We start from the raw sequence: 12989 nt of genomic DNA, 5'->3' as shown, positions 1-12989 counted from the left end.
AGCTTGCCATGATGGCAAGGTCAAGTTCTCAGTATTTCTGCCGGGCTGGTATTCGGCGGCGACGTCGGCCAAGCTTCAACCTTCCTAGCTGTGAACCACGGAGCATTCGCCATGCGCTGGTTGTTTTTTGCCCTTGCCGGCCTGATGAGCTTGCCTGCCGCTGCGCCCCAGGCCCTCGCTGCTGAAGATTATGCAGTGCTGATTATTTCCCGCGAACGCCTGGAAGTGCCGACCTACTGCGAGATCGGCCTGTATATCCAGGACCAACTCGCCGGGCGTCTGTTCCAGGAACAGGCCACTTCATTCAATCTTCCCCCCGGCGATACGTCGCTGCGCCTGAAGCTTTTGCCGGGCCAAGCTGCAGGCTGTCTGCCGGGCCTACTCGCGCCACCTGCGCAGAACATCACCTTGAAAGCCGGTGATGTACGCAAATTACGCATTGCCCTGGGCCCGGACGGCATGTACCTCAAAGCTGCGGCATTGGAATACTGAGTAACCCCACGATCGTTCCCACGCTCTGCGTGGGAACGCCTCATCGGACGCTCCGCGTCCCGGGTACAAGGCACTACTTCAACGCCAGGGTGACGCGGAGCGTCACGGGCTGCATTCCCACGCAGAGCGTGGGAACGATCGGGCTTGACCTTCCCCACAGGTTAAGGTTGATCCTAGTGGCAACTTCTCTTGGAGGACTGCCCCATGAATGGATCCACCACCTTTGACCTGCCCATCGGCGGCATGACCTGTGCCAGCTGTGCCGGGCGGGTCGAGCGCGCGCTGGGCAAGGTGCCGGGCGTGCAACGTGTCAGCGTCAACCTGGCCAATGAACGCGCGCACATCGAAGTACAGGGCCAGATGGACCCCAGCGTGCTGATCGCCGCCGTCGACAAGGCCGGCTACACCGCCACCCTGCCCCAAAGCGAAACCGCCACCGACGCCGATCAGGCCCGGCGTCTGCGCCGCGAGCGCTGGTCGCTGGTGGCGGGCATTCTGCTGGCGTTGCCCTTGGTGCTGCCGATGCTGGTAGAACCCTTCGGCCTGCACTGGATGCTCCCCGCCTGGATACAGTTTGCCCTGGCCACGCCAGTGCAATTCATCCTGGGTGCGCGCTTCTATGTCGCCGCCTGGAAAGCCGTGCGCGCCGGCGCCGGCAATATGGACCTGCTGGTGGCGATCGGCACCAGTGCCGGCTACGGCCTGAGTATCTATGAATGGCTCACCGCCGCCCCAGGCGTGACGCCGCACCTGTACTTCGAAGCCTCGGCGGTGGTAATCGCCTTGGTACTGCTGGGCAAATACCTGGAAAGCCGCGCCAAGCGCCAGACCGCCAGCGCCATCCGCGCCCTTGAAGCCTTGCGTCCGGAACGGGCGATCCGCGTGCAGGACGGCCGCGAAGAAGACGTCGCCATCAGCGCGTTGAAGCACGGTGACCTGGTGCTGGTCAAACCCGGCGAACGCTTCCCGGTGGACGGTGAGGTGGTAGAAGGCCAGAGCCATGCCGATGAGGCGCTGATCAGTGGCGAAAGCCTGCCGGTGCCCAAACAACCCGGCGACGCGGTCACCGGTGGCGCCATCAACGGTGAAGGCCGTTTGCTGGTGCGCACCCTGGCCCTGGGCGCAGAAAGCGTGCTGGCGCGCATCATCCGCCTGGTCGAAGACGCCCAGGCCGCCAAGGCACCGATTCAGAAACTGGTGGATAAAGTCAGCCAGGTGTTCGTGCCGGCCGTGCTGGTATTGGCGCTGATTACCGTGGTGGGCTGGTGGCTGTACGGCGCCTCCCTGGAAACCGCCATCATCAATGCGGTCGCCGTATTGGTGATCGCCTGCCCTTGTGCCTTGGGCCTGGCCACGCCGACCGCGATCATGGCTGGCACCGGCGTCGCCGCACGCCACGGCATCCTGATCAAGGACGCCGAAGCCCTGGAGCGCGCCCATGCCGTGAGCGCCGTGGTGTTCGACAAAACCGGCACCCTCACCTCCGGCGCGCCCAACATTGCCCACTTGGCGGCCGTGGATGGCAACGAAGCCCTGTTGTTGCAACAGGCCGGCGCCTTGCAACGCGGCAGTGAGCACCCACTGGCCAAGGCAGTGCTGGATGCTTGCCGCGAACGAGGCTTGGACGTGGCCGATGTGAGCGCCAGCCAATCCCTGACCGGGCGCGGCATTGCAGGTACGCTCGACGGTCGTCCATTGGCGCTGGGCAATCGCCGCTTGCTGGAAGAGACCGGCCTGGACGCAGGCGATTTAGGCCCGCGTGCCAAGGAATGGGAAGCCGAAGGCCGCACCTTGTCCTGGCTGATCGAGCAAGGCGCGCAACCCCGCGTGCTGGGGCTGTTTGCCTTTGGCGACACGCTCAAGCCCGGCGCGTTGCAGGCCGTGCAGCAACTCAAGGCGCAGCACATCAGCAGCCACTTGATCACCGGCGATAACCACGGCAGTGCACGGGTGGTGGCCGAGGCCTTGGGCATCGACGATGTGCATGCCGAAGTACTGCCTGCCTATAAAGCCGCTGCCGTGGCCGAGCTGAAAAAAACCGGCGTGGTGGCCATGGTCGGCGACGGTATCAACGATGCGCCCGCCCTGGCCGCTGCCGATATCGGCATCGCCATGGGCGGCGGCACCGACGTAGCCATGCACGCCGCCGGCATTACCTTGATGCGTGGCGACCCGCGCCTGGTGCCGGCCGCCCTGGAGATCAGCCGCAAGACCTACGCGAAAATTCGACAGAATCTGTTCTGGGCCTTTGTGTATAACTTGATCGGCATTCCCCTGGCCGCCTTCGGCCTGCTCAACCCGGTACTGGCTGGCGCCGCCATGGCCTTATCCAGCGTCAGCGTGGTGAGTAACGCCCTGTTGTTGAAAACCTGGAAACCCAAGGACTTGGAGGATCAACGCCCATGAACATCGGCCAAGCCGCCCGCACCAGCGGGCTAAGCGCGAAGATGATTCGCTACTACGAATCCATTGGCCTGCTGAAAACCGCCCACCGCACCGACAGCGGCTACCGCGTGTACGGCCACGATGACCTGCACACCCTGACGTTCATCAAGCGCTCGCGGGACCTGGGGTTTTCACTGGAAGAAGTCGGCAAGTTGCTGACCCTGTGGGAAGACCGCCAGCGAGCCAGCGCCGACGTAAAAGCCTTGGCGCGCCAGCACATCGACGAGCTCAATCACAAGATTCGCGAGCTGGGGCAACTGCGCGATACCTTGCAGGACCTGATGGAGCACTGCCAGGGCGATCATCGGCCCGATTGCCCGATCCTCAAGGAATTAGCAGCGGGTAACTGCTGCGCCTGACAGACAGCACAATGATCGTTCCCACGCTCCGCGTGGGAATGCCGCTTTCGACGCTCCGCGTCACGCTTTAGGACGCAGAGCGTCCAGGGATGCATTCCCACGCAGAGCGTGGGAACGATCAATGTGGGAGCTGGCACGCGCCGTTGTAAGTTACTGCATCCAAGGCGGTGGCGGTGGCTCGTCCGGTACTTTGCTCGGTGGCGCATCATCCGCTGCGCGAATCGCCTGGCGACGCTCTTCGTCCAGCCGCGCCGCTTCGATTTCGCGGATCACACCGCCCACATCCGCCAGTTCTTCCGGTTCGTCGAACTCACCGGTCAACACACTGGCCGGGTGCAAGGTGCCGGCTTCATACAGCGCCCACATTTCCTTGGCGTACTTGGTCTTCTTCAACTCCGGGGCAAAACGCCCGAAGTAGGAAGCCATGTTGCCGACGTCGCGCTCCAGCATGTTGAAGGCGTGGTTGTTGCCCGCCGCATCCACCGCCTGGGGCAGGTCGATGATCACCGGGCCCGTAGGCGTGAGCAGTACGTTGAACTCGGACAGGTCACCGTGCACCAGGCCGGTGCACAGCATCAGCACGATCTGGGAGATCAGGAAGGCGTGGTATTCGCGCGCCTGGTCCGGGTCCAGCACGACGTCATTCAGACGCGGCGCCGCATCGCCGTATTCGTCGGCCACCAGTTCCATCAACAGCACGCCTTCAAGAAAGTCGTACGGCTTGGGCACGCGAACGCCCGCACCGGCCAGGCGGAACAGCGCCGCCACTTCAGCGTTCTGCCAGGCATCTTCGGTTTCTTTCTTGCCGAACTTGGAGCCCTTGGCCATGGCTCGCGCCTGGCGGCTGTTACGGACCTTACGGCCTTCCTGGTATTCGGATGCCTGACGAAAACTTCGTTTATTCGCCTCCTTGTAAACCTTGGCGCAACGCAATTCATTGCCGCAGCGCACCACATAAACAGCTGCTTCTTTACCACTCATCAGAGGGCGCAGCACTTCGTCGACCAGACCGTCTTCGATCAGGGGTTCAATGCGTTTAGGAGTCTTCATCAGCTTTTATTGTGGGTCCTGTATTACCAAACACGCGTGTGGAACTCGTTATACGGCAATCGGCTCGCCGGGGGGAGAGGCTACTGACCTCTGACCCCTTGGGAATGCATTCAATGGGCCAATTTTATCGGCAATCAGCGTTCGATTATCGCCGTCACGCCTTGACCACCGGCGGCACAAATGGAAATCAGCCCACGGCCCTTGCCCGCCGCATCCAATAATTTAGCCAGGTTAGCGACGATACGCCCACCGGTAGCGGCAAACGGATGCCCCGCCGCCAGGGAACTGCCCTTGACGTTGAGCCGGCTGCGGTCGATCGACCCCAGCGGCGCGTCCAGGCCCAGGCGGCTCTTGCAATAGTCGGCGTCTTCCCAGGCCTTGAGCGTGCACAGCACTTGGGCGGCGAAGGCTTCGTGGATTTCGTAGTAATCAAAGTCCTGCAAGGTCAGGCCGTTGCGCGCCAGCAAGCGTGGCACCGCATAAACCGGCGCCATCAACAGGCCCTCGGCGCCGTGGACAAAATCCACCGCCGCTGCTTCGCCATCACGCAGGTAAGCCAGGATTGGTAGCCCACGCTCCTTGGCCCACGCCTCGCTGCCCAGCAGCACCAGAGAGGCACCATCGGTCAGCGGTGTGGAGTTGCCCGCGGTGAGCGTGCCCTTTTCGCTGCGCTCGAAGGCCGGCTTGAGGCTGGCGAGTTTTTCCAGGGTCAGGTCGGGGCGTAGGTTGTTGTCGCGGGTGAGGCCGAGAAAGGGCGTAAGCAAATCGTTGTGCCAGCCTTCGGCGTAGGCCGCCGCCATCTTCTGATGGCTCTCCAACGCCAGTTGGTCCTGCTCGGCGCGGGGGATCTGCCAAGTCTGGGCCATCAGCTCGCAGTGCTGGCCCATGGACAAACCCGTGCGCGGTTCGCCGTTGCGCGGCAGCTCCGGCTTGAGGTGCTGGGGACGAAGTTGTAACAGAACCTTTAATTTGTCCGCCATGGATTTACTGCGGTTGGCTTTGAGCAGCAACTTGCGCAGCCCTTCATTCACACCAATCGGCGCGTCCGAGGTGGTGTCCACCCCGCCGGCAATGCCGCATTCGATCTGGCCCAGGGCAATTTTATTGGCCACCAGCAGCGCCGCCTCAAGCCCCGTGCCGCAGGCTTGCTGGATGTCGTACGCAGGGGTTTGCGGTGACAGGCGCGAGCCGAGCACGCATTCACGCGTCAGGTTGAAATCACGGGAATGCTTGAGCACCGCGCCGGCGGCCACCTCGCCCATGCGCAGGCCGTGCAGGTTGTAGCGCTCGATCAGGCCCTCCAGCGCGGCGGTCAGCATCGCCTGGTTACTCGCCGTGGCGTAGGGGCCATTGGAACGGGCGAAAGGAATGCGGTTACCGCCAATGATCGCTACACGGCGCAATTGAGTCATGGAAAGCTCCCTTGTGGTAGTGGGTGGAATCATCAAGCCTAGCCTAGGCTCAATCGAACGACTGCCACCCCAGGGTGGTCAACCTTTGAACCCCAGCCTTCGGAGAGCGTTCCATGTCTGACCGTTATATCGACTTCGCCAACTCAAGCCTCGGCCATCGCCTGGTCGCCGCCATTGGCCTGCCGTCACCGGTACGCCTGGAACGCTGGCAAGCCGGACGCCTGCGCCCGGTCGAAGGCGCACTGCTGCTGGGCGGTGGCGCATTGGCAACCCAGGTGCTGGCGTTTGCCAACCGACTCACCGACGCCGTCTACAGCTACGGCGCCGAAGCCTCGATAGCGCCCGCGTGGATTCCAGGGCACGGCCCCAAGCTCAAGGCGGTGGTGTTCGACGCCAGCAGTTTGCAGCAAGCCGACCAGCTCAAGCAGCTGCGCGAATTCTTCCAACCACTGCTTAAAAACCTCGACCACAGTGCCCACTTGGTGATCCTTGGCCGGGCGCCGGAAAGCCTCAGCGATCCGTTCGCCGCCAGCGCCCAGCGCGCCCTGGAAGGGTTCAGCCGTTCCCTGGCCAAGGAGCTGCGCAGCGGTGGCGTGCTGCAGTTGCTCTACGTGGGCGACGGCGCTGAAGACCAGTTGGAAGGCGCGCTGCGGTTTTTCCTCTCGCCCAAGAGCGCTTACATCTCGGGCCAGGTCATTCGCCTGGCAGCTTGCGATACCCCGGTGCAAGACTGGACGCGCCCGCTGGCCGGGCGCAAGGCATTGGTTACCGGCGCCGCTCGAGGCATCGGTGCCTCCATCGCCGAAACCCTGGCCCGCGACGGCGCCGAGGTCATTCTGCTCGATGTGCCCCAGGCCAAGGCTGACCTCGAAGCCCTGGCCGCACGCCTGAATGCGCGCACGGTGGTGCTGGACATCTGCGCCGAAGATGCCGCACGCCAACTGATCGAACACCTGCCAGACGGGCTCGACATCCTGGTGCACAACGCCGGCATCACCCGCGACAAAACCCTGGCCAACATGACCCCGGAATACTGGGACGCAGTGCTGGCGGTCAACCTCAAGGCTGCGCAAGTGCTGACCAAGGCCCTGCTCGACAGCGGCACCCTGCAAAACAACGCACGGGTGGTGTTGCTGGCCTCCATCAGTGGCATCGCCGGCAACCGTGGGCAAACCAACTATGCCGCGAGCAAGGCCGGGCTCATCGGCCTGGCTCAAGCCTGGGCGCCGCTGCTCAAGGAACGTGGGATCAGCATTAACGCCGTCGCGCCTGGGTTTATCGAAACCCAGATGACCGCGCATATTCCCTTCGCCCTGCGCGAGGCCGGGCGCCGCATGAGCTCCCTGGGCCAAGGTGGCTTGCCCCAGGACGTGGCCGAAGCCGTCGCCTGGCTGAGCCAGCCGGGCTCCGGTGCGGTCAGCGGCCAGGCGCTGCGGGTGTGTGGGCAAAGTCTTCTGGGAGCGTAAGCATGCAATGGCAAACCTTGGACAGCACCCCACCTCTACTGCCGCTGTATTGGCGTGCGGCGCTCAAGCGCAAGATCACCGGCAGCACACTGCCCGAACGTGCGTTGCGCTGCCGGATGAATGTCAATCCCGGCGCCGTTGCGGCGTACCGCAAGGTGTGCGGTTTTGCTGACAGCCCGATGCTGCCGGCGACTTATCCGCATATCCTCGCGTTCGGCCTGCAACTGCAATTGCTGACGGACAAGACGTTTCCGTTTCCACTGCTGGGGTTGATCCACCTGCGCAATCGCATCCGTATTCATCGGCCTCTAGGTGGAGTGGGTGACGTGAGTGTCGGCGTTTACGCACGCAATCTCAGCCCCCATCCCAAGGGGGCCACCTTTGACATCGTCACCGTTGTGGAGGATGCCCTTGGGCTCCTGTGGGAAGCCGAAAGCCAGATGTTATGTCGGGGCGTGAAGCTTGAAGGCGAAGCTGCGGACAGCGGATTGCAGACTCAGGGCACGCTCACCGAACTGACGCGCTGGAAAGCACCCACTGACATAGGCCGCCGCTACGCCCGCGTGTCCGGCGACTACAACCCCATCCACCTCAGTGCGCCAACCGCCAAGCTGTTCGGTTTTCCCCAGGCCATCGCCCACGGGTTGTGGAACAAGGCGCGCACCCTCGCGGCGCTGGCAGAACACTTGCCGGCCGCCAATATTGAAATTGACGTCGAGTTCATGAAGCCGGTGCGCCTGCCCAGTGAAGTGATATTGATGAGCAGCGCGGCCGGTTCCAGCGGGGCGTTGGAACTCAAAGGCGCTGGGGATATACAACATATGCTGGGGAAGTGGCAGCCGATTGCGTGAGAAACTCTGATTAATTGTATATATACACCCTAAGTTATAGCGGACCTTACGAGGTCCGCCTTTATTTACAACACTTTGATTTTAATCATCTAAATATCCTGCAACATCCATCCATTACACCTTTGGTATTAGTCATTAAGCCGACTGTGGCCGGGTGTATATAAATCGTTAATACCAAGTTGAGCATTGCGTGAAAGAGTGCCTTGGCCTGAGATAGCCACACGGACAAACCTATCGTTATCCAAAGAAATAACGAGGGTTTGAAACAACCAAGGTTGTACCAGGTGCAAGGAACTCAATCATGAAAACTCAAGTCGTGTTTTGGAAAGCAAGTACCGCGCTGGCCCTCGTTCTGGCAATGAGCCTGGGCGGCTGCAGCAGCGGTGGTGGCGGGCATAAATCCAGCGTGGCGGCGTCATCGCCGGATGCGGGTGCAGGCGCCGGGAGCGGTGATGGCGGTACGGGCGGCGGCACGGGTGGGACTGGTGGTGGCACTGGCGGCACTGACGGCGGCACGGGCGGCGGCACGGACGGAACCGGCGGTGGCACTGGTGGCACTGACGGCGGCACAGGCGGGACTGGTGGCGGCACTGGCGGCACTGACGGTGGCACTGGCGGAACGGACGGCGGCACTGGCGGTGGCACGGGCGGAACCGGCGGTGGCACTGGCGGGACCGGCGGTGGCACGGGCGGGACCGGCGGCGGCACGGGCGGGACCGGCGGTGGCACGGGCGGGACCGGCGGCGGCACGGGCGGAACCGGCGGTGGCACTGGCGGGACTGGTGGCGGAACAGGTTCGACCACTACCCCGCTGATCACTGGGCAGATCGCCGGCACCCTCGGCACCACCGTAGGCAATGTAGGCGCAGCAGTGGGTGATCTCGGAGGCGCCCTGACCCCTGTTCCAATCGTCGGCACCACAGCAGGCGGCCTGGTCACCTCGGTCGGCACCGCGGTCACCACCGTCGGCACCGGCGTCACAGCAGGCTTGGGTTCTTTGGGGACTAACAGCAACTCGCTGGGCATTACGGTTGCTGGTGTCGGCGGCGGCGTCGCTGACTTGGGCGACGGCCTGTCGACTACCGGCCAATCGTTGTCGACAACCCTCGGCGGTGTCCCTGTCGTGGGCGGCCTCACAGGCGGTGTAGGCACGGCAGTAGGTGGCGTCGTGGATAAAGTCGGTACCGCCGTGACCATGCTCGGCGATACCCTCAGCACAGCCAGCACCACCGGCCCGCTGGGTTCATTGACCAACACCCTGGGCGGCCAAGTGTTGGTGCCTGTAGTGTCGCTGGTGGAAAACACCACCGGCAACCTCGGCACGGCAACCGGCCTGGGCACGCCAGTCAGTGGTGTGCTGGATAAAGTTGGCACCACCGTCGCGAGCCTGGGCACTCAAGTCACTACCGCGGGTGGTGCAAGCAACCCTGTGACCAATGTCGTTGGCGGCGTGCTGACTGGCGTCGGTGGTGCGCTCGATACGTCCGGCGGTTATGTCGCGCCAACCGGCGGTACCGCAGCTGCCGGCCTACCCGAGCTGATCGGCGGCGTGGTAGCCAACGTAGGCACCGGTTTGAATGCCGGCAGCACCAACGGCACGGTCAGTGCAGCCGGTGTAACCGGCGGCGCATTGGGCGGCACCATTGCATCGGTGGGTACCGTTCTCGGTGGCACGGGTGTCGCCAACACTGGCGCCACCGCACCGCTCGCCACTGTATCCACCGCTGTCGGCGCAGCCTTGAACCCTGTGACCACCGGCGTCACTACGCTGACGCAGAACGTAGGTACCACCACCGGTATCGGTACCCCGGTCGATGGCCTGGTGACTCAAGTCGGCGGCGCAGTCAGCAGCTTGGGCACCAACCTGACAGCAGCCAATGCCAACCCGATCACCAACGCGGTGGGCACCACCGTCACAGCGGTCGGCGGCACCGTCGCCTCGGTGGGTGGCCTGGTAACCGGCGGCACCACTGGCGGCACCAGCGGTGGCTTGCTCGGCGGCCTGAATATCGGCACTACCGCCACAACAACCGGCACGGCCACAACCACAGGCGGCACTACAGCCACAGGCGGTCTGGGCGGTTTGTTGAACGGCCTGACCGGCAAATAGAAATGCACCTGGCCGATTAGACGGCCTCCCCTACAGCGCCTACGCTTGGTTGAGACGAGAGACCTTTAATAAGTCTCTCGTCTTTTTTATGGGCGGCGACACGTTTTATCAATCGCCGCCCTCCCGAACCGAGTCCCAGAACCCGGCGGGCCCGAAGCGCTGCTGCAGTTGACCATGGAGTGTCCTATGCGCGTGTTGACGCCGTTGTTATTGCTCACCCTCAGTGCCTACGCCCAGGCCGAGACCCTTCCCAGCTTTCTTAACAGCAACGACACTGTCCGCACCCTGCCGGTGCCCAACCTGCCCGCTGATGCCTACCGACCACCCACGTCGAAAACCCAGGTACCTGAAGCGCCGCCGACTGCCGGCCAACCGCTGTTGATGGACACCAAGGTCACTATTCGAAAGTTGCAGATCGAAGGCGGAACGGTCTACCCGCTCGCCGAGACGGCACAGGTGTATGCGCCGTTGATTGGACGAGAAACCAACCTCGCCCAACTGATTGAAGCGACCCGTGGGATCACCCGCCGTTACCAGGAGGATGGCTACCTGCTGTCCTACGCGTTCCTGCCGCAACAGAATTTCGAAAACGGCCTGGTCCGCGTGGTACTGGTGGAGGGCTACATCAAGGACTATCAACAAACCGGCGACATCGGTTCGGTGTCGGCCTACGTCGATAAACTCGCGCAGAAGCTCCTGGCTGAGCGCCCGCTGACCCGCAAGACTTTCGAGCGCTACACCACGCTGATGAGCCGCATCCCCGGCCTCAGCGTACAGGCGCAAGTACCGCCACCGGGCACCACTGATGGCGCCACGCACATGCAGATCCAGGCCAGCCGCAAACCTTTCACCACCAGCATGAGCCTGGTGCAAAAAAGCCGTGGCGGCACGCAAGCGTTGCTGAGCGCCACCAGCAATTCCCAGACGTCCATGGGCGAGCAGCTCAGCGTCAGCGGCCTTTTCCCACCCGGCGAGGACAAAGAACACTACTACCGTGTGGACTACAACCAGTTCATCAACGCCGAGGGCACCCAACTGGCGCTCGCCGCCGAACGCTATCGCGCCGACCCCAACAGCAGCGTGCAACTGGATGGCGGTTTCGAACTCAAGCCGCACCAGTCCATCGACCGCTACTCCATTGGCCTGAGCCATCCGTTCATCGCCTCCCCCACCGAGTCGCTCACCCTGGGCACGCGCCTGTACGCGGTCGACCAGACCACGCGCTATAAACTGGTGGGCTACCCGCTGCGTTTCGACATCGAATCCAACCTGCGCGCCCTGGCCTTCGAAGGCGATTGGCGCAAAGCCGACGCGCAACGCCTGCGCATCATCAGTGGTGGCCTGTACCAGGGCATCGACGGTCTGGGCGCCAAGGCCCGCAGTGACCTGGGCGTGGCCAAACCCGACCTCGACTTCTTCCGCCTGCGCCTTTCCGGCGTGCAAAGCGACAAGTTCTTCGACAACTGGCAAGGCGTGCTCTCCGGTGCGCTGTACTGGAGCGACAACACCCTGCCCGACAGCGAACGCGTGACCTTCGGCGGGCAGAATTTCGGCCGTGGCTACCCGGACGACCAAGGCTCGGGCGACAAAGGCTGGGGGGTGGCGTACGAGGTCAACTACAGCTTCAACCGCACCGGCAACTGGGTGAAGATCCTGCAACCCTACGTCGTAGTCGACCGCGCCAAATCCTGGTTCAACGACCTGCCAGTCAAGGCCAACGACATGTCCTCGGCGGCGGTGGGTCTACGCTTTGGCGACAAGAAGTACTACAACATCGCGCTGGAGGCGGCCAAACCAATGTCGGATATCGCCCTGGACAGCTTCAACCGCAGACCGCGGTATACGCTGAGTTTCAGTTATCAACTGTGAAGCTGTTGCGAGGGAGCTTATGTGGGAGCGGGCTTGCTCGCGAAGGCGGTGTGTCAGTCAATGAATCTTTAACTGAACCACCGCTATCGCAGGCAAGCCAGCTCCCACATTTAATAAGCGGTGCCGGTCCGTTACCGACCAGGTTTAGAGAGGGGAAACAGGTTGTTGAGGGTATCGAGCAAGCGCACCAGGTAGATAGGCTTGCGAAACAGATCCAGCACCTGCAAACGCAGCATATCGCTGACATCGTCCATTTCTGCATGGCCAGACATCACGATCACAGGCAAATGCGAGCGTGAGGTATGTTCGCGCAGGCGCTTGATCAAGGAGATACCGCTTTCCTCAGGCATGCGCAGATCGGTGATGACCAGGGCGATATCGGGGTTAAGTGTCAATTCTTGCAAAGCGAAGGTGACGGAGGTCGCGGTAAAACAGACGAATCCCTCGTTTTCGAGGGATTCGGCCAACTCGACCAGCGCATCCTCCTCGTCATCCACCAATAGGATTTGTTGGCGGGATGACGAAAGGTGGGTCATGGGCGGTACCTGATAAAATAATTACCGGAACAATAACCTGTAGCAATGACTATTACGCGGCTGGCAGCGCATCAGACACTTGCTGAAAAATGGCTTTTATTTTATCGCCAAGCCCACCACCAAAGCTGATGATACCTAATGCAACTATCGCCACAATAATCACATATTCAATGGCCGACGCCCCGTCTCTACGGCGCAGGAATAACTGAGCGTGAATGTAAAATTTCAAGAACAGGTCAAGGATCATAGGAGATCTCCCTCATGCGCCACAAAGCGCCGATACAGCTGGCCCACACAATGATTGCCGTGTGCCACTAGAGCATTGTCAACAAATTTAACACTCACAACTGTAAGAACGAATTAATCATAAAGTATTAGTCGCCGCGCCAGCCCCACAAA

11 protein-coding genes are annotated in these 12989 nt (G+C 62.2%); 7 read left to right on the top strand and 4 right to left on the bottom strand.

The features are described 5' to 3' along the window. The first annotated feature begins 111 nt into the window (after positions 1 to 111). The 3 genes from E1K68_RS04075 (at position 112) to cueR (ending at position 3296) form a co-directional block, all read left to right on the top strand. Entirely contained in the window at positions 112 to 492 is a 381-nt protein-coding gene (locus E1K68_RS04075) for a hypothetical protein (protein ID WP_094775235.1), read from the top strand. 204 nt (positions 493 to 696) lie between these two features. After that, complete coding sequence (locus tag E1K68_RS04070; RefSeq protein ID WP_094775234.1) at positions 697 to 2898, top strand: heavy metal translocating P-type ATPase; 2202 nt, start codon at positions 697 to 699, stop codon at positions 2896 to 2898. Then, a complete protein-coding gene (gene cueR / locus E1K68_RS04065; RefSeq protein WP_003188242.1) occupies positions 2895 to 3296 on the top strand; it encodes a Cu(I)-responsive transcriptional regulator in 402 nt (133 codons plus the stop codon). Before E1K68_RS04070 ends, cueR begins: the two co-directional genes overlap by 4 nt. A 150-nt stretch (positions 3297 to 3446) precedes the next feature. Here the strand turns inward: cueR and E1K68_RS04060 are convergent, their stop codons facing one another. Next, on the bottom strand, positions 3447 to 4346 hold the full coding sequence (locus E1K68_RS04060) for a PA4780 family RIO1-like protein kinase (protein WP_003188241.1): 900 nt from the start codon (positions 4344 to 4346) through the stop codon (positions 3447 to 3449). Positions 4347 to 4480: 134 nt separating this feature from the next. Further along, positions 4481 to 5758, bottom strand: coding sequence for an acetyl-CoA C-acetyltransferase (locus E1K68_RS04055; protein ID WP_212613812.1), 1278 nt, complete (start codon positions 5756 to 5758; stop codon positions 4481 to 4483). Positions 5759 to 5871: 113 nt separating this feature from the next. Between E1K68_RS04055 and E1K68_RS04050 the strand changes: the two genes are divergently transcribed. The 4 genes from E1K68_RS04050 (at position 5872) to E1K68_RS04035 (ending at position 12054) form a co-directional block, all read left to right on the top strand. Then, complete coding sequence (locus E1K68_RS04050) at positions 5872 to 7224, top strand: 3-oxoacyl-ACP reductase (protein ID WP_212613811.1); 1353 nt, start codon at positions 5872 to 5874, stop codon at positions 7222 to 7224. 2 nt (positions 7225 to 7226) lie between these two features. Then, the gene (locus tag E1K68_RS04045) at positions 7227 to 8075 is read left to right on the top strand and encodes a MaoC/PaaZ C-terminal domain-containing protein (protein WP_212613810.1); all 849 of its coding nucleotides are present in this window, start codon (positions 7227 to 7229) and stop codon (positions 8073 to 8075) included. Between the two features lie 301 nt (positions 8076 to 8376). Further along, the gene (locus tag E1K68_RS04040; protein ID WP_212613809.1) at positions 8377 to 10185 is read left to right on the top strand and encodes a collagen-like triple helix repeat-containing protein; all 1809 of its coding nucleotides are present in this window, start codon (positions 8377 to 8379) and stop codon (positions 10183 to 10185) included. A 186-nt stretch (positions 10186 to 10371) separates the two neighbouring features. Continuing rightward, on the top strand, positions 10372 to 12054 hold the full coding sequence (locus tag E1K68_RS04035) for a POTRA domain-containing protein (RefSeq protein ID WP_057709649.1): 1683 nt from the start codon (positions 10372 to 10374) through the stop codon (positions 12052 to 12054). Between the two features lie 131 nt (positions 12055 to 12185). Here E1K68_RS04035 and E1K68_RS04030 read toward each other — a convergent pair whose 3' ends face one another. Together E1K68_RS04030 and E1K68_RS04025 are read right to left on the bottom strand one after the other, a co-directional pair. Then, complete coding sequence (locus tag E1K68_RS04030) at positions 12186 to 12590, bottom strand: response regulator (protein ID WP_212613808.1); 405 nt, start codon at positions 12588 to 12590, stop codon at positions 12186 to 12188. Between the two features lie 52 nt (positions 12591 to 12642). Beyond that, the gene (locus E1K68_RS04025; RefSeq protein ID WP_020302460.1) at positions 12643 to 12837 is read right to left on the bottom strand and encodes a Flp family type IVb pilin; all 195 of its coding nucleotides are present in this window, start codon (positions 12835 to 12837) and stop codon (positions 12643 to 12645) included. Between the last annotated feature and the right edge of the window lie 152 nt (positions 12838 to 12989).

This window comes from Pseudomonas sp. B2021 (genome assembly GCF_018135665.1).
Lineage (GTDB): Bacteria > Pseudomonadota > Gammaproteobacteria > Pseudomonadales > Pseudomonadaceae > Aquipseudomonas > Aquipseudomonas lactis.
The sequence above is the reverse complement of the archived record's forward strand: the minus strand, read 5'-3'. Positions and strand labels throughout refer to the sequence as shown.

Coding starts and splice junctions, on each gene's coding strand:
- E1K68_RS04055 (WP_212613812.1), bottom strand. CDS start 5,758: ATGACTCAATTGCGCCGTGTAGCGATCATTGGCGGTAACCGCATTCCT.
- E1K68_RS04035 (WP_057709649.1), top strand. CDS start 10,372: ATGCGCGTGTTGACGCCGTTGTTATTGCTCACCCTCAGTGCCTACGCC.
- E1K68_RS04040 (WP_212613809.1), top strand. CDS start 8,377: ATGAAAACTCAAGTCGTGTTTTGGAAAGCAAGTACCGCGCTGGCCCTC.
- E1K68_RS04075 (WP_094775235.1), top strand. CDS start 112: ATGCGCTGGTTGTTTTTTGCCCTTGCCGGCCTGATGAGCTTGCCTGCC.
- cueR (WP_003188242.1), top strand. CDS start 2,895: ATGAACATCGGCCAAGCCGCCCGCACCAGCGGGCTAAGCGCGAAGATG.
- E1K68_RS04060 (WP_003188241.1), bottom strand. CDS start 4,346: ATGAAGACTCCTAAACGCATTGAACCCCTGATCGAAGACGGTCTGGTC.
- E1K68_RS04050 (WP_212613811.1), top strand. CDS start 5,872: ATGTCTGACCGTTATATCGACTTCGCCAACTCAAGCCTCGGCCATCGC.
- E1K68_RS04070 (WP_094775234.1), top strand. CDS start 697: ATGAATGGATCCACCACCTTTGACCTGCCCATCGGCGGCATGACCTGT.
- E1K68_RS04025 (WP_020302460.1), bottom strand. CDS start 12,837: ATGATCCTTGACCTGTTCTTGAAATTTTACATTCACGCTCAGTTATTC.
- E1K68_RS04030 (WP_212613808.1), bottom strand. CDS start 12,590: ATGACCCACCTTTCGTCATCCCGCCAACAAATCCTATTGGTGGATGAC.
- E1K68_RS04045 (WP_212613810.1), top strand. CDS start 7,227: ATGCAATGGCAAACCTTGGACAGCACCCCACCTCTACTGCCGCTGTAT.